This is a genomic window from Alloalcanivorax sp. C16-2, from assembly GCF_046507615.1.
Lineage (GTDB): Bacteria > Pseudomonadota > Gammaproteobacteria > Pseudomonadales > Alcanivoracaceae > Alloalcanivorax > Alloalcanivorax marinus_A.
This window is the reverse complement of the sequence record NZ_JBKFTL010000001.1, coordinates 1280403-1306613: the sequence shown is the minus strand read 5'-3', so window position 1 is coordinate 1306613 and position 26211 is coordinate 1280403. Positions and strand designations below refer to the sequence as shown.

26 protein-coding genes are annotated in these 26211 nt (G+C 64.4%); 13 read left to right on the top strand and 13 right to left on the bottom strand.

Features of this window, described 5'->3' with window-relative positions:
* Positions 1-147: 147 nt before the first annotated feature.
* Positions 148-759: an NAD(P)-dependent oxidoreductase gene (locus tag ACLD02_RS06220; protein ID WP_203104871.1), complete on the top strand. Its 612-nt coding sequence runs from the start codon at positions 148-150 to the stop codon at positions 757-759.
* A gap of 16 nt (positions 760-775) precedes the next feature.
* Here the strand turns inward: ACLD02_RS06220 and ACLD02_RS06215 are convergent, their stop codons facing one another.
* Both ACLD02_RS06215 and ACLD02_RS06210 read right to left on the bottom strand, forming a co-directional pair.
* A complete protein-coding gene (locus ACLD02_RS06215; protein WP_410298207.1) occupies positions 776-1471 on the bottom strand; it encodes a class I SAM-dependent methyltransferase in 696 nt (231 codons plus the stop codon).
* Positions 1472-1554: 83 nt separating this feature from the next.
* Positions 1555-2172, bottom strand: coding sequence for a TetR/AcrR family transcriptional regulator (locus ACLD02_RS06210; protein WP_410298206.1), 618 nt, complete (start codon positions 2170-2172; stop codon positions 1555-1557).
* Between the two features lie 122 nt (positions 2173-2294).
* Here ACLD02_RS06210 and ACLD02_RS06205 point away from each other — a divergent pair, with 122 nt between their 5' ends.
* Entirely contained in the window at positions 2295-3362 is a 1068-nt protein-coding gene (locus ACLD02_RS06205; protein WP_410298205.1) for an MBL fold metallo-hydrolase, read from the top strand.
* 31 nt (positions 3363-3393) lie between these two features.
* Here the strand turns inward: ACLD02_RS06205 and ACLD02_RS06200 are convergent, their stop codons facing one another.
* The 5 genes from ACLD02_RS06200 to ACLD02_RS06180 all read right to left on the bottom strand — a co-directional run bounded on the left by ACLD02_RS06200 (position 3394) and on the right by ACLD02_RS06180 (position 8913).
* A complete protein-coding gene (locus ACLD02_RS06200; protein WP_410298204.1) occupies positions 3394-5217 on the bottom strand; it encodes a hypothetical protein in 1824 nt (607 codons plus the stop codon).
* 56 nt (positions 5218-5273) lie between these two features.
* Complete coding sequence (locus ACLD02_RS06195) at positions 5274-7205, bottom strand: Hsp70 family protein (RefSeq protein WP_410298203.1); 1932 nt, start codon at positions 7203-7205, stop codon at positions 5274-5276.
* Positions 7135-7530 (bottom strand): Hsp70 family protein, encoded by a 396-nt coding sequence (locus ACLD02_RS06190; protein WP_410298202.1) that lies wholly within the window; start codon positions 7528-7530, stop codon positions 7135-7137. The genes ACLD02_RS06195 and ACLD02_RS06190 overlap by 71 nt, the downstream gene beginning before the upstream one ends.
* Before the next feature lie 151 nt (positions 7531-7681).
* Complete coding sequence (locus ACLD02_RS06185; protein WP_203104876.1) at positions 7682-8074, bottom strand: VOC family protein; 393 nt, start codon at positions 8072-8074, stop codon at positions 7682-7684.
* Between the two features lie 185 nt (positions 8075-8259).
* A complete protein-coding gene (locus tag ACLD02_RS06180) occupies positions 8260-8913 on the bottom strand; it encodes an O-methyltransferase (RefSeq protein WP_410298201.1) in 654 nt (217 codons plus the stop codon).
* Positions 8914-9003: 90 nt separating this feature from the next.
* Between ACLD02_RS06180 and ACLD02_RS06175 the strand changes: the two genes are divergently transcribed.
* The 5 genes from ACLD02_RS06175 to ACLD02_RS06155 all read left to right on the top strand — a co-directional run bounded on the left by ACLD02_RS06175 (position 9004) and on the right by ACLD02_RS06155 (position 14535).
* Positions 9004-9633: a TetR family transcriptional regulator gene (locus tag ACLD02_RS06175; RefSeq protein ID WP_410298200.1), complete on the top strand. Its 630-nt coding sequence runs from the start codon at positions 9004-9006 to the stop codon at positions 9631-9633.
* Between the two features lie 160 nt (positions 9634-9793).
* Complete coding sequence (locus ACLD02_RS06170) at positions 9794-10855, top strand: TAXI family TRAP transporter solute-binding subunit (protein ID WP_410298199.1); 1062 nt, start codon at positions 9794-9796, stop codon at positions 10853-10855.
* A gap of 53 nt (positions 10856-10908) precedes the next feature.
* Positions 10909-11382, top strand: coding sequence for a DUF1850 domain-containing protein (locus ACLD02_RS06165; protein ID WP_410298633.1), 474 nt, complete (start codon positions 10909-10911; stop codon positions 11380-11382).
* 52 nt (positions 11383-11434) lie between these two features.
* Entirely contained in the window at positions 11435-13618 is a 2184-nt protein-coding gene (locus ACLD02_RS06160; protein ID WP_410298198.1) for a TRAP transporter permease, read from the top strand.
* A gap of 50 nt (positions 13619-13668) precedes the next feature.
* A complete protein-coding gene (locus tag ACLD02_RS06155) occupies positions 13669-14535 on the top strand; it encodes a PA4780 family RIO1-like protein kinase (RefSeq protein WP_410298197.1) in 867 nt (288 codons plus the stop codon).
* A gap of 23 nt (positions 14536-14558) precedes the next feature.
* Here the strand turns inward: ACLD02_RS06155 and ACLD02_RS06150 are convergent, their stop codons facing one another.
* Positions 14559-15392, bottom strand: coding sequence for an oxidoreductase (locus ACLD02_RS06150; RefSeq protein ID WP_410298196.1), 834 nt, complete (start codon positions 15390-15392; stop codon positions 14559-14561).
* Positions 15393-15516: 124 nt separating this feature from the next.
* Here ACLD02_RS06150 and ACLD02_RS06145 point away from each other — a divergent pair, with 124 nt between their 5' ends.
* Positions 15517-16470: an AraC family transcriptional regulator N-terminal domain-containing protein gene (locus ACLD02_RS06145; protein ID WP_410298195.1), complete on the top strand. Its 954-nt coding sequence runs from the start codon at positions 15517-15519 to the stop codon at positions 16468-16470.
* Here ACLD02_RS06145 and ACLD02_RS06140 read toward each other — a convergent pair.
* The 4 genes from ACLD02_RS06140 to ACLD02_RS06125 all read right to left on the bottom strand — a co-directional run bounded on the left by ACLD02_RS06140 (position 16467) and on the right by ACLD02_RS06125 (position 19815).
* Positions 16467-17129 carry a hypothetical protein gene (locus ACLD02_RS06140; protein WP_410298194.1) on the bottom strand — a complete coding sequence of 221 codons (663 nt, stop codon included), beginning with the start codon at positions 17127-17129 and terminating at the stop codon, positions 16467-16469. The two genes, ACLD02_RS06145 and ACLD02_RS06140, sit on opposite strands and share 4 nt — an antisense overlap.
* Before the next feature lie 81 nt (positions 17130-17210).
* Entirely contained in the window at positions 17211-18155 is a 945-nt protein-coding gene (locus tag ACLD02_RS06135; RefSeq protein WP_410298193.1) for a nucleotidyl transferase AbiEii/AbiGii toxin family protein, read from the bottom strand.
* Complete coding sequence (locus ACLD02_RS06130; RefSeq protein WP_410298192.1) at positions 18139-18951, bottom strand: type IV toxin-antitoxin system AbiEi family antitoxin domain-containing protein; 813 nt, start codon at positions 18949-18951, stop codon at positions 18139-18141. Before ACLD02_RS06130 ends, ACLD02_RS06135 begins: the two co-directional genes overlap by 17 nt.
* 417 nt (positions 18952-19368) lie before the next feature.
* The gene (locus ACLD02_RS06125; RefSeq protein WP_238401054.1) at positions 19369-19815 is read right to left on the bottom strand and encodes an Lrp/AsnC family transcriptional regulator; all 447 of its coding nucleotides are present in this window, start codon (positions 19813-19815) and stop codon (positions 19369-19371) included.
* 149 nt (positions 19816-19964) lie between these two features.
* Between ACLD02_RS06125 and ACLD02_RS06120 the strand changes: the two genes are divergently transcribed.
* Complete coding sequence (locus tag ACLD02_RS06120; protein ID WP_410298191.1) at positions 19965-21146, top strand: MFS transporter; 1182 nt, start codon at positions 19965-19967, stop codon at positions 21144-21146.
* Positions 21147-21153: 7 nt separating this feature from the next.
* Here the strand turns inward: ACLD02_RS06120 and ACLD02_RS06115 are convergent, their stop codons facing one another.
* Positions 21154-22050: an AraC family transcriptional regulator N-terminal domain-containing protein gene (locus tag ACLD02_RS06115; protein ID WP_410298190.1), complete on the bottom strand. Its 897-nt coding sequence runs from the start codon at positions 22048-22050 to the stop codon at positions 21154-21156.
* Positions 22051-22181: 131 nt separating this feature from the next.
* On the opposite strand from ACLD02_RS06115, the gene ACLD02_RS06110 reads away from it, so the two are divergent.
* The 4 genes from ACLD02_RS06110 (at position 22182) to ACLD02_RS06095 (ending at position 26209) form a co-directional block, all read left to right on the top strand.
* Positions 22182-22604 carry a putative quinol monooxygenase gene (locus ACLD02_RS06110; RefSeq protein ID WP_410298189.1) on the top strand — a complete coding sequence of 141 codons (423 nt, stop codon included), beginning with the start codon at positions 22182-22184 and terminating at the stop codon, positions 22602-22604.
* 200 nt (positions 22605-22804) lie between these two features.
* A complete protein-coding gene (locus ACLD02_RS06105) occupies positions 22805-24436 on the top strand; it encodes a hypothetical protein (protein ID WP_410298188.1) in 1632 nt (543 codons plus the stop codon).
* 155 nt (positions 24437-24591) lie between these two features.
* On the top strand, positions 24592-24957 hold the full coding sequence (locus ACLD02_RS06100) for a multiprotein-bridging factor 1 family protein (RefSeq protein WP_203104893.1): 366 nt from the start codon (positions 24592-24594) through the stop codon (positions 24955-24957).
* A complete protein-coding gene (locus tag ACLD02_RS06095; RefSeq protein WP_410298187.1) occupies positions 24947-26209 on the top strand; it encodes a type II toxin-antitoxin system HipA family toxin in 1263 nt (420 codons plus the stop codon). Before ACLD02_RS06100 ends, ACLD02_RS06095 begins: the two co-directional genes overlap by 11 nt.
* Positions 26210-26211: the final 2 nt, after the last annotated feature.

Below are 26211 nucleotides of genomic sequence, written 5' to 3'. Positions count from 1 at the left end.
CTGCGACGGGCCAGCCCGGGTCAGGTTCGTGTGACCGGGTCAGGCGGCGGTGACTTCTTGTTGAGAACCCAAAACTCCCATAGATTCCTCCCATGGTCCAGTTTTTAGACCTTTGGCAATCCGCCCATCCATCATCAGGAGCACACCATGGCACAGGTCGCACTCATCGGCGCCTCCGGCAACGCCGGTTCACGAATTCTCAAGGAACTGTCCGACCGCGGGCATAAAGTCACCGCCATCGCCCGGGACACCGGTCGCATCGCCACTTTGCCCGGCGTCACGCCGACCCCGGGCGACGCTAACGACCGCGCGTCCCTGGCCGCCCTGCTCAAAGGCCACGACGCGGTCATCAGCTCGGTACACTTTTCCGTCAGCAACGTGGAAACCCTGGTCGGCGCCGTCCGCGACGCCGGCGTGAAACGCTACCTGGTGGTGGGCGGCGCCGGCAGCCTGGAAGTGGCGCCAGGCCAGAAACTCATCGACCAGCCGGATTTCCCCGAGGCCTACCGCGCCGAAGCCGCCGCCGGCGGCGAGTTCCTGGATTACCTGCGAGGTGTCGACGATCTGGACTGGACCTTCCTGTCCCCGTCGGCGGAGTTCGTTCCCGGCGAGCGCACTGGCCGGTTCCGGCTCGGCAAGGACAGCCTGCTCACCCACGACGGCGGCTCCAGCATTTCCTTCGAGGACTTCGCCATCGCCCTGGTGGACGAGCTGGAAACGCCCCGCCATGCGCGCCAGCGCTTCACCGTCGGCTATTGAAAGACAGCGGGCCGGTTCAATCGCGCCGGGAACACCAGGCGTGGATCAAGCCGGCCTGGAAAAAACGCACCGGTAACGAGAAGCCGCCGGCGGCGATCAAGGCGGCGATCTTCTCCGGCGGCAGCACGCCCACATCGTTGGCGTAGGCGTGGCGCATGCGCTCGAGCATCTCCGGCGACACCGCCGCCGTCGACATCATGCTCATCCAGGCCCGTAGCAGCACCGCATATTCCGGCGACGCAACGTCCGACGCCAGATCGGAACTGGCCAGCAACCCGCCCGGCTGCAAACGCCGGGCGATCTCCGCGAAGAAGCGGATGCGTTCGGCCTCGTCGAGAATGAACTGGGAAACCAGAAAACAGGTGGCCGCGTGGTGCCGCTGGTCGGCGGGCAATGACTCCACATAACCTTCATGAAAGGTGCAACGGTCCGCGAAGCCTCCCCGCTCCGCCTTGTGCCGACACTCTTCAAGCATGGCTCCGGAAGGCTCCACCGCCACGAAATGCCAGCCGGGGTGCCGAGACGCCAGATGGGCGATCTCCGCCCCGGTGCCCGCGCCCACGCACAGAATTCGCGCGTCGTCCGGCAAATCCGTGAACAGGGAATCCAGCAGAAAATGCAGGCACTCACGGATCGGCGCGGTCTTCACCCACTGAGTGTCGTAACCTTCAGCCTGTTGATCGAACAGGGCTTTGATCTGGTCCTGATCCATGGAGTAACTCCCTCGTGAAAAGCAACGGAAGATCGTACCCGCCCGACCCGCCCGGAACGGCAGCGCCTCGGACCGGGCAATGATCAATCGCCGCGACCGTAGTGCCCCAAAAACATTGCCACCGCGGACTCCGCCACGCGCTCGCGTTCGGCTTCACCGAGCGGCGCCTGCCCCATCATGATCTGCGGCCAGAGCGCGAAGCTCTTCACCAGCCCCTGCAATTGCTGGCCGGCAAAATCCTCATCCACACCCTGCAGGCGCCCATCAGCGATAGCGGCGCGAATCCACCGCACCAGCCCGCCTTGCTTTTCGTCCATACGGCCGACGATCTCCCGGGCCCGCTCCGGCGCGTGGATGATCTCGGCCATGGCCACGCGGGCCAGGTCAATGAAATTCGGGTCGCTGAGAAGCAGGAGCTTTTGCAGCAGCAATTGTTTCAATTGCGGGGCCAGAGGCTGGTCCGCGCGGTAAACCAGCGCCACGCCGCCCACGCTGCTCTCCCAAAGCTGTTCAAGAATCCGGGCGAACAACGCTTCCTTACCGGGAAAATGATTGTAGACCGTGCGCTTGGAAACACCGGCGGCGGCGGCAATGCGATCCATGCTGGTGGCCTCGAAACCGGCCTGGCGGAATTCCGCCGCCGCCGCGCGCAAAATGGCCGCGCGCTTTCGGTCGGTGAGGCGTTGCGGGGATGAGGACATGGGCAGGACCTGGGCAATCGATGAGGCGACGAAAACTTTACACTCTCCGGTTTACTTTTTCAAAAGGCAAACCTACACTGCCCAGTCTACCTTTTGCCATTCCGTCACCAGGAAGCCCGCCCATGACCGCCTCCTCCGCCCGCCCGCGTCGCGCGGTGCACCGTTGCCGCCCCCGCCGCGACCGCCGGAACAGCACCGGCTTCCCGGAATCACCGCAGCACCGGGAGGGCCGCTTTCGCAATAAGGCGGCGCGCCCGCCGTCCTCAGGCTGGCGCGGCACCTTGAAGCTGATCTGGACGGTACTGTTCGACAAACCCGCCGACACGGTGCCGGACCGGGCGCTTCCCGTCCTTCCCCTGACACGGGCACAACTGGAAGCGGCGCCCGAGGGCAGCCTCTACCGGCTCGGCCATTCCACCGTGCTGCTAAAGCTGAACCACCGCTACTGGCTCACCGACCCGGTATTCAGCAAGCGTGCCTCACCGGTGCAATGGGCCGGTCCGGCACGCTTCCATGAGCCGCCAATCCGCATTGAGGAGTTGCCGCCCATCACCGGCGTGATTCTGTCACACGACCACTATGATCATCTGGACCGGACCGCGATCCGCCGCTTGGCGGAGAAAGTCGAGTATTTCGTGGCACCGCTGGGCGTCGGTGATCAATTGGTCCGCTGGGGCGTGGAGGCGGCGAAGGTGGAGCAACTGGACTGGTGGCAATCCACCGAGATCGAGGGCCTGCGCCTCACCGCCACGCCCGCCCAGCACTTCTCAGGGCGCGGCCTGCGCGACGGTAATCAGAGCCTGTGGGCATCCTGGGTGATCGAGGCCGCCGAGCTGCGGGTGTTCTTCAGCGGCGACAGTGGCTATTTCGATGGCTTCAAGGCGATTGGTGACGCTTACGGCCCGTTCGACCTGGCCCTGGTGGAAACCGGCGCCTACAACGAGCGCTGGACCTACGTGCATATGCTGCCCGAGCAATCCCTGCAGGCGCACCTGGACCTGCGCGGCCGCTGGATGCTGCCGATCCACAACGGCACCTTCAACCTCGCCCTGCACCCCTGGCACCAGCCGTTCGAGCGGATCACCGCGCTCGCCGCCGAGCACGGGGTGTCGATCACCACGCCGATGATGGGCGAGCGGCTCGACCTGCACGCACCGGCGTCCGGCACGCCGTGGTGGCGCCCGGCGTAATCCACGCGCGGGCTCGCCAACCACGAGACACTTACTCCTGAAGAGAGACCTGGAACGCATAAGGCACTTTCTGGCCCGTTCCGCGTGAAACAAACACGAAACCCGCGGGCGTGCCGTAAAAGTGGTAGGCGCGACGGGACCAGCCTTCGTCGAATCCATGACGCACGGTGGTGATTTTTTTCAGATAGTTCTCTTGCGCATCATACGCCAGCACCAGGTCCGGAACCTGATTGTCCGCCGCCGCCGGACCGAACAACACCGGCCCATGCATCTCATAACCCTCCGGCAAGGCGTCGATCGAATAGTCGCTCACATTGATATTGGTATACAGGGTGATATCGATTTCGCCGCGTAGTGTGGCTGGCGGACCATCGAATCGGCCAGGCTGATACTCAACGCGATCAACCGTGAACTTCAAGGGCGCATCGCGATCATCCGGATCATACTCATAGAGCACCTTCCCACTCTCATCCAGGAGCGCCAGAGCATTCACTTCATCAAAGCGTTCGAAGGTGGAAACCAGACGATTACTCATCCGGTCGGGAAAATGGAAGTAAACCTTGTCGGTCACCTCGAAACCGGGCGTGCCGATATCCTCGCCCGCCACGAATGTGGGCGTGATCAACGACGCCAGCTCATCCGGCCTGGCTTCCAGAGGCTGGTTCAGCAACCAGTCGGAGGCATCATGATCGTAAACCCGGGCCGTCACGCCAAACGGCTTCGGCTCATTGAGATTATCCGGCACCTCGAACTGCACCGGCGCCATATCCAGAGGCACGGTGAGCACACTTTCCTTGGCCAGACCGGGTATGCGCAACTGGATGCGACTCGGCGTGCCGCGGAACGCGACCTCGTAGTAAAGTTCCGGATGATCCTCATCGAGCAGATTACGCTGTTCCCGAACCACGCGCTCCAGCATGTCTTCGTCACCCAGCTCGCCGGCCTCGGCCGCCTCGATCAGCGTTTCGAGCACCTCCAGCATGCTGCCTTCGCTGCCCTCCGGCCCCTGGGAACTACCGCTGCGCGACAGGAAGCGGCCGCTCTCGTCACTGGCTTCCGCCACCATCGAATCCAGCACCGCGTCAACGCTTTCCTGATCAAAGTCCTTCGGCAAACCGACGATCAGCCGCGCTTGATGCCCGTCAATCTCCTTGAGGGTAAAGCGCCAGTCCGCCACCGCCTTTGTCTCACCCACCTCGGCGGCGGTGAACGCCAGCGTCGGCAGCGCCTCAGGCATTTTGAGCGTGAGCTTTCCCCGCGCCCGAACCACTGGTGCGGGCTTCGGGGGAACCTGCCCGATCGGCAGGTTACGATGTGGTTCCAGCTGCGTTTCCAAGCGCTCAAAGTCGCTGTTCCACAGTACCATCGGGGCCAGACCCGTCTGGTCGGCGAAAGGGTCACGCTCCACCACCGACAACGCCGTTCCGTCTTTCAACGTTACCGATTGCCATTCCAGTCGGCTCTCGAAGGGATATTCAAAAGGTGGCAGCACGCGGGTTTCCGCCGGGCGATAACGCAGGTCACTGACCAGCAGCAGGCCGGCGGCCCATTGTTCCGCCATGTCCCGTGGATTCTCATAGTCGTCCAGGATCGTGAACGCCGATGGCTCGTATTGCACTTGCTCGGGGGGCACTTTTTGCTCCAGCTCCGAGCGCTCGACCCAGAAGACCATGTCGTTCAGATGAGTCAGTGTGCGCCGCGCCTCTTCATCGCTGATGCCGTCGATACGTGCCTGGTACTCCTTCTGTTTTTCCTCCAGCGCCTGAAGTTTCTCTTCCGAGGTTCTCTCCGCACACCCGATCAGAAAAACCATCACCCACAACAGCCCGAAGGAGGCTCGCCGCACTATTTCCATATAAGAATTTCCAAACCAGTTAATGTCTCTTACCAACCACGCCCGAGCGAGGAATACTATCGCCCCTGACGTTCCTTGTACTCCCGCTCACTACGGGCCTGATTGATCAAATAGCTCCGGCTTATTCGATCATGTACCAGATTGCCACGCAGGAAGATATTGATCACCACGACAAAGTGCGCCGCAAAGGAGTGGATTAAAACGAAGCACACCACACGCCACAGATTATGACCAAAGGACAGCGGCTGAAAGTTACGGTCCGTGACCTTCAAACCCAACATGCGTTTGCCTGGCGTAGCCTGCCAGCGGCCGCCGCCCTCCATGACCACCGCCATCACCAGATAGATTGGGATAACCAAGCCGAGGAAGATGCTTAAGACCCACTGAAAGGTATTCTGATCGGTATCATTGATGCTGCTGTTGATGACAACCACGATCCAGGCCGGCATGGCGACCAGCGAGCCAATCAGAATCCAATCCAGAATCATTGCCGTCAGTCGCAGACCCATGACGGTGAAATAGAGCTCTTCGGGTTCCGCGGAAGGCGTTTCGCCGGTCTCCTCGCGGCGCACCTCCCGCACCACCTTCTCCCCGCCACGCAACCCACGGATCAGGTCGGAATCATCGCTTGGCGTGCTGTCCAGCGGAGCCAACAGCAGGTCCAATCTCTCACGGCCCAGCCGCCCGGACAGCGCCCCGCGATCTCCCTGCCAGTCGAAAAGCTGGTTCAGGTAATGCAGAAGCGGCTCATCCGGTGGCGCGCTGTCTTGGCGTTCCAGAAAGTCGAGCGCCTCCCGGAATGTCTTTTGGGCACGGGCGATATCCAGGGGGTTTTGCCGATCCAACACCTGCTCGAAGTCGCCCATCAAATCGGCGATGCGTTCCCGCCGCTCTCCGAGATTGGATTCAAAAAGCCGATCCGCACGGGCCAGCAAGGCACGATTCTCCTCACCGTCACGGGGGTGAAACTTCAACGACGCCAGGCGTTCCCGGGAATGCGCCTTCTCTTCTTCGCTGAGACCGCCAGGGCTGTGCTCGATCAGCTTGTGGTAGGTCTTTCCGGTCGAAGTGACGGTCACATCCACTTCCAGCAAGCCGTTCATATCATAGCTGTAGCGAACCGTGACACTTTCCTGACCACGGGCTCCCTTGGGAACCTGGACCTCCATCTCACCCAACTGGACATTCTTTTCCACCAGCCGGTTTTCCCCCTGATACACCTTCACGGTGATCCGGGTTTGTCCGTCACTGGCGGTGGACAAACGGCGCTCCACGCTGATCGGCACCACGCTATTGCGCTCGATAATCGGTAGAAAGTAGTCACCCAGGGAGGGGTTATCTTCATTGATAATGCCGGTGCCCAGGGTGTAAGGGCAGACATCGGTCAATACCACATCATCCAATCCCTCGCCACGGGCAAGCAACCCGGCCTGGATGGTGGCTCCCAGCGCGACCACGGTGTCCGGGTCCAGGTGGCAGGAAGGCAAACGGCCAAACATTTTCCCCACCATGGAGCGGAACGACGCCAAGCGGGTGGAGCCGCCCACCAACACCACTTCATCCACCTTGCCCGGGTGCAGATCCGCGTCCCGCAGCGTGCGCTCAATGGGATGCCTGGCCCGCAGGAGCAAGGGCGTGGCGATCCGGGCGAACCATTCCGGTGTCACCTCATGGGTAAACGACTGGCCATTCAGGTCCAGCGTCAGGGTTTGTGGCGTACCCAGCTTGCGTTTGGCGCCTTCCATCTTCAGGTAAAGGTTCTGCAGCACGGACGCGGGCAAGCCGTCGCGGGAGATATCCCGCGATACCAGCAGGTCATTGATCATCGCCTCGACGAAATCCTCGCCACCGAGAAAGTTGTCGCCGGCGCTGGCATGGACTTCCATCACGCCTTCAAAAAACTCCAGCAAGGAAACATCAAAGGTGCCGCCCCCCAAATCCAGGATCAGGAACAGCCCCTCCTGGTTCTGGTGCAGGCCATAGGCCATGGCCGCCGAGGTGGGCCTCCGCGTCCTCCTTAAGCGAGCGCAGGACCAGTGAAGACAGCTCGGTGGCGCTGAAAAGCTGGGTTCCCAACGCAACCCGGTGCCCGGTACCCATCAGCCGTTTGAACGCCGCCACCGTTTTGTCACTGTGGTGGATCAGCCGCTGCCGGGCAGTGCGCCCGACGATGATCTCTCCGCTATCGTCCAGCCCGACCACGGAGGGGGTGAGCACTTCGCCCAGGCGATTCGGAATCAGTTCAACGCCTTGCGGTTTCCAGACCCCGCAGGCGCTATTGGTGGTACCCAGATCAATGCCGATGATGGCCACGCTTTCTCCTTGCATACTTGTTATCGACCGTCCTACCTCCCGTGGCGGCGATCAAAGCATGCAGGAAAACACCGTTTGCATCCGGGAAAGAGTTCACACCGGTCAGCAGGCGGCCCGTGCATTCCCTTCCGGGGGCATGACCGCCTTAGCGTCACCGGACCCGGTGGATGCCGCACAGCTTGTTGCCGTCCGGGTCCAGCACATAGCTCAGGTGCATGGCGCCCATGGCGCTCTCGCGCAGCCCCGGCGGATCTTCCACGGACTTGCCACCATGGGCCACGGCCACATCGTGGAATTCCTTTACCTGCTCCGGTGATTCGCACTTGAAACCGATGGTGCCGCCGTTGGCGCCGGTGGCCGATTCATTGTTGATCGGCTGACTCACGGCGAAGGTGCTGCCGTCATGAATATAGAACAGGCGCATATGCCCGGACGGGGATTCATTGCGGATCGCCTCGCGGGCGCCAAACACCCCAAGCACCGCGTCGTAGAAACGCTTGGACCGCTCGATATCGTTGGAACCGATCATCACGTGGTTGAACATACTGCTCTCCTTTGGTGCCGGCGAACCGCCGGCGTTTGTCATTTGCCAGAGACTATAACGGAACGCCGATCAGTCCGCCCGCCATCACAACATCGCGGCGGCCGAGGCAACCAGAACCACCGGGAACACGGGCTCAACGGAGGGCAATATTAGAGGATGGCGCCGCGCCGAAGGCAGGCCCGGGATCAGGCCATTTTCATGCTGAGTTCGATGTCCTCGGCGAACGGCACGGACAGATAAGCCGCGTCGTTATGAATGCGCTCGATGTACTCCGGGCTCTTGTCCGCGTCGTCGGCGACGATCCAGGCCCCGGGGCGCAGCCGTGCTTCCACCAGGTCAAGGATGTCCGCGTACAGCGCCTTGGCGCCGTCGAGCACCAGCAGATCGATCTGCTCCGGCAGGTCCCGGGACAACGTCTCCAGCGCGTCGCCCTCACGAATCTCGATCAGGTCTTCCAGGCCCGCTTCGCTCACATGGGCCCGGGCCCGCTGGACCTTGGATGGTTCGAACTCCGTGGAGATCACCCGGCCACCGCCTTCGTCGCGCAAGGCGGCACCCAGATGCAGCGTGGACAGCCCGAACGACATGCCGAACTCAACGATATGCCGGGCCTGCAAGGAGCGGGCGAGCATGTAGAGCAAGCGACCGGTATCCGGCGACACCGGCAGCCAGAGATCCTTAAGCCGGCCATACAGTTCGCGGTATTGCGTCTTGCTGCTGTTGAGCGTGGCACGTTCTTCGTCGGTGAAGGATTGCAGCGCGGGGCTGGTGGCGGCGTCCGCCTCGGCGAACAAGCGGCTGATCAGGTTGGCCAGCGGCGCGGAGGTTAAAGCAGTCATTGTGATCTCCTGTTGAAGGGGGCTGATGAGTGGTGCTAAAAAATATATGAGCAATTCGTCAGTTTTTATATTCGCATTCAGGAACCGCCCATGGCCGAGCGCCCCAGCCCCCCTATTTCCACGAGAAAGGAGCCCAAACAGGCCCGCGCGGAACAGCTTCTGCGGTCGGTTCTGGAGGCGGCGGTTCAGGTTTTGGAGCGGGAAGGCGCCGCCCGTTTCACCACCGCTCGGGTGGCCGAACGGGCCGGCGTGAGCGTGGGCTCGCTGTATCAGTACTTCCCCAACAAGGCGGCGATTCTGTTCCGGCTGCAGGCGGATGAGTGGCGGGACTCCGCCCGCATGCTGGAGGACATCCTCTCCCAACCCGAGCCGCCGCTGAGCCGGTTGCGACAACTGGTGCACGGCTTCATCGCTTCCGAATGCGCCGAAGCCCGGGTGCGCCAGGCCCTGGCGGACGCCGCGCCACTCTACCGGGATGCCCCGGAAGCCAAGGAGGCGCGCCAAGAGGCCGACCGGCTGTTCGACGACTTCATGCTGGAGCTGCTACCGGACCTGGACGAACCCGAGCGGGACCTGGCCAGCGATCTGATCGCCTCCACCCTGACCAGCGTGGGCAAGTCGTTCTCCGGTAAGCCACGCGGCAAGGAGGAAATCGAGCGCTACGCGAACGGCATGGCGGATATGTTGTGCGGTTATGTGGAGCGGTTGAATCGCGGTTGAGGCTGGAGCGCTGACACCCCGGCAGGGCGGTGGCCAGGCGGGCGTTGTTCGACTTTGGTCTTAAGCCCCTTTCCTGGCGTAGTATCAGGCCATCACCGCTCGTAAGCTGTGGGCAGTCTCGATAACAGGAATAAACAACCACGAATATCAGGAGAGACCCATGCTAACTCGCACTCTGATACTGGCCGCCGTGCTGGGCTTGTCCGGCGCCGCGCTGACCGGCTGCAGTGATAACGGCAACGACGCCGCCAAGAAGGACGCGGACACCAACAATATGGCCGGCAGCGCCACCACCGAAACCTCCCAGGCCGACGCCGGCCAGCAGGAAGTGGATCTGATCTTCGGCACCGGCGGTACCTCCGGCTCCTACTACCCCATCGGTGGCGCCCTGAAGCCGGTGTTCGAAGCCAGCGACCAGGTCGGCCGGGTGCAGGTGGTGTCCACCGGCGCGTCGGTGCAGAACATCCAGAACATCCAGGACGGCCTGAACCAGATCGCCATCGTCATGAGCGACGTGGCCTATGACGCCATCAACGGCGAGAACCAGTTCGAGGGCGCCAAGGCGGACATCGTCACCCTGGCCGGCCTGTACCCGAACGTGGTGCAGATCGTGGCCACCGCGGACAGCGGCATCCAGGGCGTGGCGGACCTGAAAGGCAAGCGCGTCGGCGTGGGCAAGGTCGGCTCCGGCGTGGAACAGAGCGCCCAGAAGGTACTGGAATCCGCCGGGCTCACCTATGACGATCTGGCCCGGGTCAGCCACACCGGCTACGCGGACAGCGTCACCGAGATGAGCAACGGCAACCTGGACGCGGCTTTCTTCACCTCCGGCGTGCCCAACTCCAGCATCACCGGCCTGATGCAGACCAGCGACGTGACTTTCGTGCCGGTGGAAGGCGAAGTGTCGGACAAACTGCTGGAGGCCTACCCCTACTATGAGACCTACACCATCCCCGCCGGCAAGCCCGAGCGCTACGGGCTGGATAACGCGGTCACCACCGTGGCGATCCGAAATATTCTGATCGTGCCGGCGTCCATGGACGAGGCGGTGGCCCAGGAACTGACCAAGCGCTTTGACGATTATCTGGGTTCCGACAAGGTATCCGTGGGGGCACTCAAGGACATCGACCCGGCCAGCATGGACCAGAACCTGGTGGTGCCGCTGCACCCGGGCGCCAAGGCCTACTACGAAGATCGCGAAGGCAATAGCGACGGCGACTGAAGGCCGGGCCGGGAATGCGCGGACTCCGCCAATGGAGGTGGCCGGCCTTGATCGTGGCCGTGGGTGCCACGGTCACGCTGGTGCCCCTGCCATGGCTGGTGGTACGGGAGGGCGACCACACGCGCTACGCCCTGCCCGGCCCCACCGGCGCCAGCTTCGTACTGCGGTGGACCCATTCGGTTGAAAAGGAAGACTGGCAGGAACGCTTTCAGGTTCAGCCGGATGGTACCCTGATGCTGGTGGAAACCCGCTTCAAGACCTTTGGCGCCGGCGTGCCCGACCGGGTGGGAACGGAAACCCGGCTGGAGGACGGCTGGGTGGTTATGAGCGGCATTGAACGCCCCGTCGATCCGCTCAATGTCCAGGCCGCCGCCGCCGAGAACTATCGCCTGGGTTATCACCGGTGGACACTGGTGCTGAGCGCCCCCGGCACGTCGCCGGTGCTGACGTTCAGCACCCGCGACGCGACGCTGTTAACCGCGCTGCCCGCCTTGGCACGGGCCTTGGACAAATCATCGTTCCGCTGACCGGTGGCACCGCCGCGCGACACCAACGTGCTCGATTATTCTGGAGAGGCGCATGAGCCAGCCATCCACATCGGGGCCGACGCCGGACGATACCGATCCGGCGGTCAAGGAAGCCCTGGAAAAGTACGACCGCGAGAGCGTGGTCCGCGACGCTCTGCCGCGCTGGGCGGTGGTGTTCGTCACTACCGTGTGCGTATTGTTGGCGGCCTTCCATCTTTACACCTCGTTCTCCGGGCCGCTGGTGGACGTGGCCCAGCGCAGCATCCACCTTTACACGCTGCTGGCGCTGACCTTTATTCTTTACCCGATCACCAAGAAGGGCGTGCGCGACCGGGTGCCCTGGCTCGATCTGTTATTGGCCGCCATGGCTTTCGGTATCGGCATCTACATGCTGGTGGTGGCGGACCGGGTGATCGCCTCCGGCGGACGCATCAACACCACCGACATGATCGTCGGCGCCGTGGCGATCCTGATGGTGCTGGACGCCACCCGCCGGGTCACCGGCTGGGGCCTGACCCTGCTGGCGACCCTGTTTCTGATCTATGGCTTCTACGCCAAGCTGTCGTTCTACCCGCAGCTCAACGAGAACATTCTGCTGGCCACCGGGCGGCAAATCATGTCGCACCTGGTGTTCATCACCGAGGGCCTGCTCGGCACCGCCATCGCCGTGTCCGCCAGCTACATCATCCTGTTTATTCTGTTCGGCGCCTTTCTGGTGAAATCCGGCCTGGGCCAGCTGTTCAACGACCTGGCCCTGGCAGTGGCCGGCCACACCCGGGGCGGCCCCGCCAAGGTGGCGGTGCTGGCCAGCGGCCTGCTCGGCTCCATCAACGGCTCCGCCATCGCCAATGTGGTGACCACCGGCGCCTTCACCATTCCGTTGATGAAGCGCACCGGCTACAAGCCCAACTTCGCCGGCGCCGTGGAAGCCTCCGCCAGCGTCGGCGGGCAGATCCTGCCGCCGATCATGGGCGCCGCCGCCTTCATCATGGCGGAGGTGTTGTCCGTGCCTTACACCCAGGTGATTCTGGCCGGCATCATCCCGGCGCTGCTGTTTTATCTGGGCGTGCTGTTCCAGGTGCACCTGCGTGCCATGCGCAACGGGCTGGAAGGCATTCCCCGCTCGCAACTCACGCCGATCCGTGAAGTCCTGCTCAAGCGCGGCCACCTGCTGGTGCCCATGGCGGTGCTGCTGTGGCTGCTGTTCGAAGGCCGCGCGCCCTTCTTCGCCGCCTTCTGGTCCATCGCCGCCACCGTGCTGATCTGCGGCACCCGCAAGGTCACCATCGGCCTGAGCGTGCTGCTGGCGCTGCTGATTTTCGAGCCGCAACTGCGCGCCCTGGCCCTGGGCCACACCGTGCCCAGCATGCCGCTGAGCCGCTGGAGCCTGTTCGCGGTGATTGCCCTGCCGGTGGTGATCAACGCCCTGCGCGCCCGGCTCGGCCTGGAAGCGGAAAAGATCGATCTGATCGACTGCCGCGACGCCATGACCAACGGCGTGCGCAACTCGATCCCGGTGGCCCTGGCCTGCGGCGCCGTGGGCATCGTGGTGGGCGTGGCCACCCTCACCGGCATCGCCCTGGACGCCGCCGACGCCGTGGTACAGCTGGGCCGCTCGATCCCGTTCCCGACCCTTCAGCTGCTGGTCACCCTGCTGCTCACCATGGTCGCCTCCATCGTGCTCGGCATGGGGCTGCCCAGCATCCCCACCTACATCATCACCAGCACCATGGCCGCGCCGATCCTGCTCAACCTTCCGTTGTTCCGCGAACTGGCCGGCAGCAACGACACCGCGATCTTCGTCGCCCACATGTTCGTGTTCTACTTCGGCATCTTCGCCAACCTGACACCCCCGGTGGCCCTGGCCGCCTACGCCGCCGCCGGCATCAGCGGCGGCTCGCCCAACGCCACCGGCTTCCAGGCCATGAAGCTCGCCATCGCCGGCTTCCTGGTGCCCTACATGTTCGTGTTCGCCCACAGCATGCTGATGATCGACGCCACCCTGGCCAACACCCTCTGGGTCATCGTCACCAGCGTGATCGGCGTGCTGCTCCTGGCGGTGGCCGTGGAAGGCTACCTGCGAAGGCCCCTCAGCCCACCCTGGCGCCTGCTCGCCCTGGCCGGCGCCCTGGCGCTGATTTATCCGGGCCTGTGGAGCGACGCCTTCGGCGCCGTGGCGGCGGTGGTGCTGTTTTTGCTAGCAAAGCAAAAGGAGGAGATCACCGATCCGGTTTGAGGGGCCCGCCCAGGGATGCCGGGGCCCGGCGAATAGCGTATAAGGGCGGCATGAAAACCCCGAAACGCCTACAGCCCCTGGTCGACGACGGCCTGGTGGACGAAGTGATCAGCCGCCTGATGAGCGGCAAGGAAGCCGACATCTACGTGGTGCGCTGCGGTGACAAGGTGCAATGCGCCAAGGTCTACAAAGAAGCCGCCAAGCGCGGCTTCAAACAGGCGGTGCACTACCAGGAAGGGCGCAAGGTGCGCAGCACCCGCCGCGCCCGCGCCATGGAGAAGGGCTCCCGCTTCGGCCGCGACCAGCAGGAAAAGATCTGGCAGACCGCCGAAGTGGACGCCCTGCGTCGCCTGGCCGCCGCCGACGTGCGCGTGCCGCGCCCCTACGACATGCTGGAAGGCGTGCTGCTCATGGAGCTGATCACCGACGACCAGGGCGATGTGGCGCCCCGGCTCTGCGATGTGGTGCCCTCCGAGGAGCAGGCCCTGGAAGACCACGCCCAGATGATGCGCTACGTGGTACGCATGCTGTGCGCCGGCCTGGTCCACGGCGACCTGTCCGAATTCAACGTGCTGCTGGACGCCTACGGCCCGGTGATCATCGACCTGCCCCAGGCGGTCAACGCCGCCGCCAACAACCACGCCAAGGCCTTCCTGCTGCGCGACGTCCACAACATGACCCGCTATTACGGCCAATTCGCCCCGGCCCTGCTCGACAGCCGCTACGGCGAGGAAATCTGGGCGCTCTACGAAGCCGGCGAGCTGCACCCGGACACGCCCCTCACCGGCGAATTCCAGGACGCCGGCCAGGCCGCCAACGTGGAAGACGTGCTCGCCGAAATCAAAGCCGCCTTCGAGGAAGAACAGGAACGCCTCCGCCGCGCCCGGCCGGACGAGGACGACGGCGCCGCCCACTGACCGGCGGCCTGTCCGCCACGGAGCTACCCATCCGTGGACCGGCTCAGCGCCTCCCATTGATCGATCTCGACGGCCAGCGCGGTGAGCTTATCGCGTACCAGACCCAGCGCGTCACTGCCCAGCAGCAGATGGGCCGGCGGTGCCTCGCTGTCGATCACCGCCAGCATGGCGCGCGCCGCCTTCACCGGGTCGCCAAGCTGCTGGCCGCTTTTTGCCCGCCGCGCTTCGCGGATCGGATCGAACAGGGCGTCGTAATCGGTGATCGACCGGGGTGTGCGGACCATGGAACGGCCGGCCCAATCGGTGCGGAAGGAACCCGGTGCCACCGCCGTCACGAACATACCGAACGGCGCCACCTCCTTGCCGAGCACTTCGGAAATCCCTTCCAGGGCGAACTTGCTGCCACAGTAATAGGCAATGCCGGGCATAGTGATATAGCCGCCCATGGACGTGATGTTGAGGATGTGCCCGCGGCGGCGGCGGCGCATGTAGGGCAGCACCGCCCTGGTCATGGCCACCGCCCCGAACACGTTAACGTCGAACTGCCGGCGCATGGCGTCCAGCGGCGACTCCTCCAGCACGCCTTCTTGACCGTAACCGGCGTTGTTCACCAGCACGTCGACTTCGCCGACGCTCTCTTCCACCTCGGCGATCACGCCCTCGATGGTATCGAAGTCGGTCACGTCGAGAAGACGCCCGAAGGCACGGTCGGCATCGAGCGTCTCGAAAGCGCGCTTTGCCTCGGCAGTGCGCACGGTGCCCACCACCCGGTGGCCATCGGCCAGGGCCTGTTCCGCCAGCGCCCGGCCAAAGCCGCTGCTCACACCGGTAATCAACAGGGTTTTGGAAACCGCCATTTCGATACACTCCAATCGTCACGGAAGAGTGCATACTATTCTCCGGGCGCCATCCGGAAACGCTCCCATCTTCTCTTTTTATTGCCTATTCTTATAAATACCTCAGCCGCGTCACCGAGCCACCGTGAATCCCTCCAGCATCCCGGCCACCGCCCACCGCCCCACCCTGGTGGAGCTACTCGCCGCCCTCGCCCCCCAGGAGGGTTACAACCTGACCGCCCTGCCGGACGTGCGCGTGCTGCGCTCGGACCGGCCCCTGGCGCGAACCCCGGTGCTCTACGACCCCGGCATCGTGATCGTCGGGCAGGGCCGCAAGCGCGGCTATTTTCGGGACCAGGTCTATTGCTACGACGCCCGCCACTACCTGGCGGTCTCCGTGCCGGTGCCCTTCGTGATGGAAACCGATGCCTCACCAGAACAGCCCCTGCTGGCGGTGTACATGCATCTGGATTTTCAGGTGGCGGCGGACGTGATGATCCAGATCGACCGCCAGGGCGCCCCAGCGCCCACCGCCGCCCCGCAAAGCATGATGTCCAGCCCCCTGGACCCGGCGCTCACCGACTCATTACACCGCTTTCTGCAAGCCCTGAACGATCCCCTGGAAGCCGCCGTGCTCGGCCCGGCCCTGGTGCGGGAACTGTACTTTCGCGTGCTCACCGGCCCCCAGGGCCAGACCCTGCGGGCGGCGCTGACCCTGCAAGGCCGGTTCGCGCAAATCCGGGACGCGCTGCGGCGCATCCACGCCTGCCACGCGCAGCCGCTCAACCTCTCTGAACTGGCCCGCGACGCCGGCATGAGCGTGCCCAGCTTCCACGGCCACTTCAAAGCCATCACCGGCATGGCGCCCATGCAATATGTGAAATCCACCCGGCTGCACCAGGCGCGGCTGCTGATGGTGCGCCAGGGCATCACCGCCAGCGCCGCCAGCCTGGCCGTGGGCTACGAAAGCCCCTCGCAATTCAACCGGGAGTTCAAGCGCCTGTTCGGCCTGCCCCCGGCCCGGGAAGCCAAACGCCTGCGCGACAGCTTCGCGCTACCGCCGGCCCATGAGGGCGCGGAGTTTGTGTCTTCGCATTAGGGGTTGGCGGGCGGGTTGGTTGCGTCATCGGGGGTGTTTGTTTCACTGGCTTGGCGTTGTATTTCCCGGCGAACGCGATTCGCGGAATAGGCTGAGCGGGACGACAACACCGACGCCCAACCGCCCAAATTCAAGAACACCCAGACTTTCCACGAACCGAGCGGCTCGCTGTCCCATGCCAGCCATGCATAAAACCCCCAAAACAACACCGCCATGGATAACGGAACAAAGACCAGGCCGGTGCCAATGCCAACCCACATCATCCATCGATCAAACCATCCCAGCCGTATCTCGAACTCGCCCTTTTCATAGTGAACAAAAGGCATGGCGCGCTTCAAATGCACGAAAGACACACGCCCGTCACTACGCTCGTAGATCCGCAGCAATTCTTCACGCGGCGCCTTCTCCAACCTGATCCCGGTGGCGGCATGGAAATGTTCCGTCTCCGCCTGTTTCTTCAGGCACTCTCTTTCCACGCCCTGCACCCATTCCGACTGCAAGGCCGCTTCCAGGCTCTTCAAACGGCTCTTTTTTCGCTCGACAAAGAGGGGATACAACTTATGCGCATTCAGAAAAAAAAGCACCACAAGCACAATAATGACGAGCAGCACGTTTCCTTTTTGCAAGCCCGCCGCCAGAAGCCTGATGAATTCATCCATGGTTTTCCCCCTCCCTATCCCAACGGAATATTTAGCTTTTTCCTACTTATCGTAGCCATACTACGATATCGACCAACCCGGCTATTCGCCTGCCTGTCCGGCGATCCGCGCCATAGAACACTCCAACTGCTCTTTATCGGCCGCCCGCTTTTCCTTCGAGCGCCGGGCCAGATTATGAAGCTTACGACGCACACCGGGCAGCGCCCGAGCCTGGGGCAAACCGATCAACCCGAAATCCGGCTGTTCGTTCTCCACCGACCATAGAAAGTCGCGGGAGGGCCCATCCAACCAACCCGCGATCCGTGTCAGCAACCGTGCCCGGCTGTCCAGCAATTGGTCCGCGCTGACCGGCTCGGCGGTCATGCCCTGAAAGTGGGAGTCGAATATGGTGTGGAAATCCCTGGGTTCACTGGGCTGCAATATCTCCCAGGCCGGCTTGGGGCTGCAGGTCAGGTAGACCAGGAAAGTACGCCAGAGCGCTATATCCGCGCGCTCATCCTCCAGCAGAAAACCAACGTCAAACAGGTCACGAGGGTGTTGCCGCGATAGCGCGGCCGCCAGTTTGCCGGCATACAGATCAGCGAAATCAAGCACCCGAGCCGAGGCGAACCCGAACGCTTCTTCCGCCGCCGGCCTGATCACCATTTCCCTCGTCGGATGCACGGTGCCGCGCATCACCGGCGTGGTTTCGATCTGCACGCGCGCCCGACCCCGGCTGACCACCAGCCGCGTCACACCCCGCCCCTTCTGCTTCACCGATGCTTGCACCCGCAGCCGTAGGGGCCGGGCCCGCAATGTCTCCGCCAGCGTTTCCAGCGCGGCGGTGATCAACGCCGAATCTTCAGCAAAGCCGTTCACCGGTAACCAGGTCAGGTCAATGTCCACGGACAACCGGGGCAGATCCTGCTCGAACAGGTTGATCGCCGTGCCGCCCTTCAAGGCGAAGCGCGGCTCCCTGGCCAGCACAGGCAAGATGTCCACCAACAGCTGCACCCGATCCCTGTAGCGGCTATCCCAGGTGCTCATCCAGGTCTCCCGGCAACGTTATCTGGTAAGTCGGATGCAGACGCCCTCCTGATACCAGCGACCGCTTGCCGGAGCCCAGATCGACACCTTCCATGGAGACATGGGCCAACCAGGCATGCCGATGCCGTTCCGCCAGAGCGAGAAACAGCCGTTTGGCTTTCACACTGCGACAGTGACGCAACAGCAGCCCCACCCGCGCCGGCCGCAGGGTCGCCATTCCCTGCATCAGGGCATCCACCTCATACACCAGCGCCGCCCCCGGCGGCCGATCACACAGCTCCAGCATCGCCCGTTCCGGTGAAGAGCAAACGATGCCGTCCAGCTCGGCCAGCCGGCCCAGCCCTTGAGCCAATAACTCTCTGTCAGACGTATTAGCTGTAAGACCTGGCAACGCCAGATCAAAAGGCGCACCGCCGCAGAACTCGAAACGCGCTTCAAGCGGTAACTTCGCCACCCACCCCGGCGGCCGATCCGGACCATACAGGGTCACCACGGGAGCCTCTCCCAAGCGCAGATAATGCTCATACCCCTGTAGGGCCAGCGCGAAGCGCCCCCCCACATACAGCGACAGGCCCTCACGACTTTGCAGGCTACGCACCACCGACGGCCATTCCAGCCGTCCGCCTTTGCGCAGGTAAACGCCACGCGCCGGGGACTCCAACCAACCGCTGGCCACGTAGCGCGCCACCAGGCTGGTGGAATAACCGTGGGCTCGCAGCCAGCGACTGGATACCAGGGTGGTGTCATCCAGGCCGGACAAGAGCCGGTTTATGTAACTTATCTTTTGCTCACTCATAGTGAGCAAAATAGCGCCAAAAGAAACCATTGCCAACTACAACTTAGTTTACTAAAGGATGAATTTACTCACTTTAGGTGAGCTTTATCGCCTGGATGCAAACCAAAACGTCGCTTAGCGACCAAGCCACAGGATCGCTCTGGAGCGCGGCAGGCAACAGTGGGCAAAAACGGAAAAAGGGGTCAGCGAGGAGAGACAATCCCTGTCAGCGATATCGCCGGGTGCAAACGCAAATCGGGGCTGGCATCAGCACGCCTTCCAGCCCTGCCAGCCGCCCCAAACCCGATTATCTTGAGCCCGCGGTGGCCTCACCCTGCTCCGCCACCGCGTTGCGATCCCGCATCGACGGGCGGTCGTGGAGGTGCGGTTCGATCAGGCGCAGGCGAAGAACAAAAGCGTTTTGGGTTTTGTATAAACTCAGCCCGGGCCCGGGGAAGGGCCCCTCTCCAGGAAGGTGGACAGCGCGATGTAGCTGCGCACCGACCGCACCCCCTCCAGGCTCTGAATCTCCATCAGAAAGCTTTCCAGGGACTCGGTGTCATCAGCGCGTACCTTCACCAGCACACAGCCGTCGCCGGCGACGGTATGCAGCTCTTCCACTTCCGGTCGGTCGGCGAAGGTAAGCAGTTTGCGCGTGGCGCTGTAGTTACTGGTATCGACCACCAGAAACGTCAGCAAGGTCCGGCCCAGTTTGCAGCCGTCGAGCACGGCCACGGTGCCCTTGATAACGCCATCGCGCTTGAGCCGCTTTACCCGATCGTGCACGGCGGGGGCGGACAGGTTCACGATCTTGCTGAGTTCCGCGTAGCTGCGCGAGGCATCCTCGGCCAGCGCCCCTAATATTTTTCGGTCAATCGCGTCCAAATCAGCCGGATGATGGCGAACCTGCCGAACAGCATCTTTTTCTTTACCTGGGACGGGCATTTCCGGTTTATCTCCGAATTTCATCTCGAATAGACTCCTTTTAACCGAATCATCTTCGAATGAAAACCTCTTTACCTGGAGACCCTCCCATGCCCGCCGCCCTCTTCGCGCTGGCCATCGGCGCTTTCGGCATTGGCCTGACCGAATTCGTCGTCGCCGGCATCCTGCCTCAAATCGCCACGGATTTCGGCGTCGACATTCCCTCGGCCGGTTTGATGGCCACCACCTACGCCCTGGGGGTGTTCGTGGGCGCCCCGATTCTGACCGTCCTCGGCGCCAAAGTGCCCCGCAAAACCCTGCTCATCGGGCTGGCGCTGATTTTCACGCTGGGCAACGTGATCACCGCACTGGCGCCGACGCTGCCGATCGCGCTGGCGGGCCGTATTCTGACCGCGTTCAACCACGGTACCTTCTTTGGCGTCGGTTCCATCATCGCCGCCTCCCTGGTCGCCCGTGAGCGGCAGGCCAGCGCCATCGCCTTTATGTTCTCGGGCCTGACCATGGCGAACCTGGTCGGGGTGCCGGCCGGCACCTGGCTCGCCCAGGTCTACGACTGGCGGCTGGTGTTCTGGCTGATCGCCGGCATCGGCCTGGTCACCGTGGTCAGTGTCGCGCTGCTGGTGCCGCGCATCGAAGCGGGCAAGGCCATCGCGCTGAAGACCGAGCTGCGCGCGTTCGTGGACCCGCAGGTGCTGCTGTCCATGGGCATCACCGTATTCGGCCCCGCCGCCTTCTTTACCTCCATCACCTACATCGCGCCGATGATGATTCAGGAAACGGGGTTCTCGGAAGGCGGTGTCGCACGGCTGATGATCCTGTTCGGGCTCGGCCTGGCCGTGGGCAACTGGGTCGGCGGCCGGTTCGCCGACCGGTCCCTGTTCGGCACCCTGTTCGTGACCCTGGCGGCGCAGGCGGCGGTGCTGCTGGTGTTCTGGCTTGGCGTGGAGAACGGCATCCTGGCATCGGCTTCCGTGTTCCTGATGGCCGCCTTCGGCTTCGCCACGGTCTCCCCAATCCAGAAGCTGGTGATGGACCGAGCCAACCGGGCGGGCGCGCCCACCATGGCCGCCTCGGTGAACATCGGCATGTTCAACCTGGGCAACGCTCTAGGCGCCTGGCTGGGCGGCGCCACCATCGCCGCCGGCTTTGGCCTGGCCTCGCCGAACTGGGCCGGCGCCGTGCTCTCGCTGGTGGCGCTGGGCCTGGCGGTTATCGCCTGGGCCAGCGCCGGGCAGGAAGGCTCCTCGGCGGTGAAACCAGAATCGCTCTGAAGCCCGATTATCTTGAGTTTGAGGCGGCCTCACCCTGCTCCGCCACCGCGTTGCGATCCCGCACCGGCGGGCGGCCATGGAGGCGCGCGTATTCCCGGGTGAACTGGGACACGCTCGCGTAGCCCACCTCGAAGGCGGCGCGGCTGGCGCTTTTGCCTTCCGAGATCAGCAGGCGGCGCGCCTCGATCAGGCGCAGTTGCTTCTGGAATTGCAGCGGTGACAGGGAGGTCGCCGCGCGAAAATGCCGGTGAAAGGCGGAGCGGCTCATGCCGGCCGCGCCGGCCAGCTGCTCGACGGTCAGAGGCCGGGCGTAGTCCCGGCGCAGCAGGGCCACGGCCCGCCCGATGCGACGCACCCGGCTCTCTGGCAGGCCAAGATGACGAATCGCCGGCACCTGCCGGCCCAGCAACAGCCAGTAATGGATCTCACGGACCAGGGACGGGCCCAGCACCGCCAGCGAGCGCGGCTGTTCCAGCAACCGCACCAGCCGCCACACCGCGTCCCGGAGCTGAACCTCGGCGTCATCAAAGACCGGCTCTTTCGACGCCTCGTGAGCCCCCAGGGTCATAGCCAGCTCGGCGATCACCGTCGGGTCCAGATCCAAGGCCACCGCCAGGTACGGGCGGGCGACGCTGGCTTCGCGGATACCGCTGACGGTGGGCACATTGGCGGTGACGATCATGGCATCGCCGGCGGCGAAGGTGACGGTGCGCGGGCCGATGGTGACCCGCTTGCTGCCCTGCAGCACCAGGCACACCAGCGGCTTGCTGATGGCGTGCTCCAGCGCGCCGGGGCGCTCGGCCGACACCAGAAACAGCCCGGGCACCGGCGTGGCGGCGATCCCCGCGGTATTGGCCTGCAATCGGGTGTAGCGGCGCACCGCCTGGCACAGAGCATCGGACATGGCCCATTGTTATCCAGCCGCCAAGTCCGGTACAGCCTGATCGGCACAATCAGGCAAATCATAGCGCGCTTCAGGCACCGCCGGGCGGCGCGCCACCGCTACCGTGGAAGCCTCAGCAAAGGAGGTGAACCATGACCGACAAGACCCCACGCCAACCCGGCCCCACGCCGGAACCCGCCGTCACCGACCTTGCCCGCCCGCACCGGGGCGTGGAAGTCTCCGGTGAGGACGGCCAGGAAGGCCGCAAAGCCTTCTACATTCATATCGAGGCCCTGCCCGGCAAGGAACAGGAGGTGCTGCGCATGCTGGAAGACATCCTCGGCTGCGTCCGCGAAGAGCCGGCCACCGGCCCCTGGTACGCGGTGCAATACGCGCACGGGGTGTTCGGCATCTTCGAAGTGTTTCCCGACCGGGCCGGTCGCCAGGCCCATGTAGAGGGCGGCGGCGGCGACATCTTCCGCGACCTGCAACGAATGAACGCCATCCTGGCCCGCCCGGCCCATGTACACCGCCTGGATGTATTAATGGGCAAGGAAGTGTTCGCCCGGCGCTGACCGCCTCGGCGGGGTCCGTCGGCCCCGCCCGCCCAGCGCGAACGTCGAGGCGCCGTCCCCGACGCGGCATCCTGAGACGCACGTCTCATTCAACGTGCATCCGCGCATCACCACGGGTTGCGTTCTTGCTCCCATCCCACAAAATTCAAACCCTTGAACGACCACCCGAGCGATTAACCCGACCCGCCGCGAGTTTTTTCATGTCCGAGCACCCGATCCTGACCATCACCGACATGTACATCCCCGGCTCCTACGCCGCCATCACCGCCGCCACCGAGGACCACCAGTGGAGCGCGCTCACGGAACGCCTGGAGCGCACCGCCAGGGACTACCGCGACACGCCGTCCCTGCATACCGTGGCGCAGCTGGAAGGCAGCCTGTACGCCATGACCCGCGCCGATCGCGAGGCGATCGAGGCCTGGATCGAGGCCGAGCCCCATAACCCCTGGAGCTGGCTGGTTCGTGGCCTGGCGGATACCTATGCCGGCCTCGCCGCCCGGGGCGAGGAAACCGCCGACATGCTCACCGAGGCCGAATGGGAGCAGGTGGGCATGTACATGACCCGGGCCCGGGCACCGCTGGGCCGCGCCCTGGAGCTCGGTGTTCAACCGGGGCCGGCGCTGGCCGCCATCGGCCAGGCCGCCACGGTGATGGGGCTCACCGAGGAAGACCACCAGGCGCTGATGGCGGAAGTGACGGAAGCGGACCCGAACTGGCTGCCCGCCTGGGCCAACGCCCTGGCCCGCAGCGAAGCCCGCTGGGGCGGCAGTCTCGCGCACATGGGCGAAGTGCTGAAGCTGGCCGAGCAGGCCATCACCGCCCCGGAACTGCACCAGGCACTGACCGCCGAATACTGGTGGTGGCGCGCCAACCGGGCCGCCGCCATCGACGGCGACCTGGTCACCGCCCGCGGCCACGCCCGCGCCGGCCTGGAACACTGCCCGCCGGGGCGTATGCGCGCCAACCTGCTGGTACAGGAAGCACAGATCCTCTCCGCCATCGGCGTCTCCGCCCAGGAGGTCGCGGAAGCCTGGCAGGCCGCCGTCGACGCCTCCCCGAACGAACCGGACCACCAGTTCGACCTGGGCCTGGCCTGGGTGGTGGCCGGCGACATCGAAAAAGCCACCGCCGTATTCGCCAAGCTGGCGGAAAACCCCAGCCCCAAAGGCACCGATGCCGCCAACTTTCTGGGCCGCCGCCTGGCCCTCGGCGACCGTGGCTTCCAACAGGACCGGAAGGCGGCGGAGCGCTGGTTCCACCTGGCCGCCGAGCGGGGCCCCACCGGCAAGCTCAACCTGGCCGAACTGCGCCTGACAGACGACCCGCAATCCGAGGAAGCCCTGGCCCTGTGCCGCGCCGCCATCGAGGAAGGCAACGGCTACGGCGCCCTGCCCCTGGCCCGCGCCCACCTGGCCCGGGGCGAACAGGCCGAAGCCCGGGCGGTGCTGATCGACGTGCCCGCCGACTTCGCCGCCTGCAAATACGCCCTGGCCCGGGGCCTGGACGAAGGCTGGTTCGGCGCCGCCGACCCGCTCGCCGCCCTCAAGGTCAGCAGCAGCGTGCTGCCCCAGGTGTTCGACCCCTATCTCTCCGTGCTGCACATGACCCTGCTCAGCGCCCAGGGCCACTGGGACGCCGCTCGGGAACACGGCGGCTGGCTGCTCCAGGAAACCGCCGAAGGCCGGCTCGAACTGCCCGACCCGCTGCTCAACGAAGTCCAGCGGCTGATGGCCGAGATTCCCAAACCCGGCCTCGGCGGCCTGCTGAAACGCACCTTCAGCAACACCCGCCTGCGGATGGAAGTGGAATCGCCGGAGCTGTGGGCCACCTGAGCCGCGGGCAGCCCTTGTCTTATTGATCACTAAAACGTACAAAATGACGCCTTATGTACATTAATAAGTACACAAGGCATAAAGGCGACCTTGACGAATCACAAGGAACGCCATACCGTACATTTAACGCCACTTTGTACGTTTTAGTGATCAAAATGCCCCGGACAGTCGATTCTCCCGTTTATCAAAAGGCCCAGATTCTCGATGCCCTGCGCGACACCGGCGCCCTGATCGCCGAGGCCCGCAAGGCGCGCGGCTGGTCCCAGACCGACCTGGGCGCGCGCCTGGGCAAGGTGGACCGGCGGCACGTGAGCGCCCTGGAAAAAGGCGACCCGAAGGTCGACGTCGGCCTGGTGGTGGCGGCCCTGTGGCTGCTTGACCTGCCCCTGCTGGCGACCCTGCCCCAACCGGGCCAGCCCACCCCAAAAGGGTATTACCGGGTCGCCGAGAACCGCGCCGGCGCGCGCCGCCCCACCAGCCGGCGCCGATTCCGACCCCAGGACGTCGACAATGATTTCTGATCGCGCCTACCTCTGGCTCTTTCCACCGGGGCAGGCGGAACCGGTGGTGTGCGGCGTGGTCGCCTGGGACGGCGCCGAATACGTGTTCCGCTACGGCAAAAGCTACCTGGCCCGGCCGGATGCCATCCCGCTCTCGATCCCCGGCCGCCCCCTGGGCGAGCTCACCGGTGAGCCCTACGTCCTCGACCATGAGCTCAGCGGCGCCGTGCGCGACGCGGCGCCGGACGCCTGGGGCCGGCGCATCATCCAGCGGGAAATCACGAAAACCCTCGACCCCACCGGCAAGGCCCCTTACCGCCTCGAAGGCGAGCTCGGAGAGATTGATTACCTGCTCGGCGCCGGCGCCGACCGCATTGGCGCCCTGGACGCCACCGACCGACCGGACGCCTACGCGCCCCGCGCCAAGCCGATCCGCCCACTGGCGGACGCCCTGGAAGCGGCGGAACGGATGGAACGCGGCCAGGAACTGGATGACGACCTGGACGCCGCCCTGAACCACGGCACCAGCATCGGCGGCGCCCGCCCCAAGGTGCTGTTCCGGCGCGGCAAGTCCTGGCTGGTCGCCAAATTCAGCTCCAGCCGGGACACCCTCAACATGATCGCCGCGGAAAGCGGCGCCATGCGGCTCGCCGCCAAAGCCGGCCTGAACGTGGCGGACACCCGGGTGCTGGAAGTCTCCGGCAAGGACGTGCTGCTGGTCCGCCGCTTCGACCGCGACACCAACGCGACCGGCCACCCGACCCGCCGCCACATGCTCAGCGCCATGACCCTGCTGGACCTGGACGAATACGCCGTCCGCAGCGGCGAAGCCAGCTACCTGGAACTGGCCGACGTGCTGCGCCAATACGCCCGGGACTTCGAACGGGACGGCCGGGAGCTGTTCCGGCGCATGGTCTTCAACATCCTGATCGGCAACACCGACGACCACGCCCGCAACCACGCCTGCTTCTGGGACGGCAAAGCCCTCGACCTCACCCCCGGCTACGACATCTGCCCCCAGCCCCGGCTGGGCTACTCCGCGGACCTGGCCATGACCGTCGGCCACCAGGGCCGCGCGGCCACGCTCCACAACGCCCTCAGCCAGGCGGAGCGGTTTGGCCTGAGCGAACACGAAGCCGCCGAGTGCGTCGAAGCCATGAAGCAGGTGGTGGAGACCCACTGGAAGGAGCTGTTTTCAGCGGCGGGGATGGAAGCCGGGGATATCGAGTTCCTGGCGAAGGCGACGATTTTGTCGCCTTCGATTTTTGATTAGAC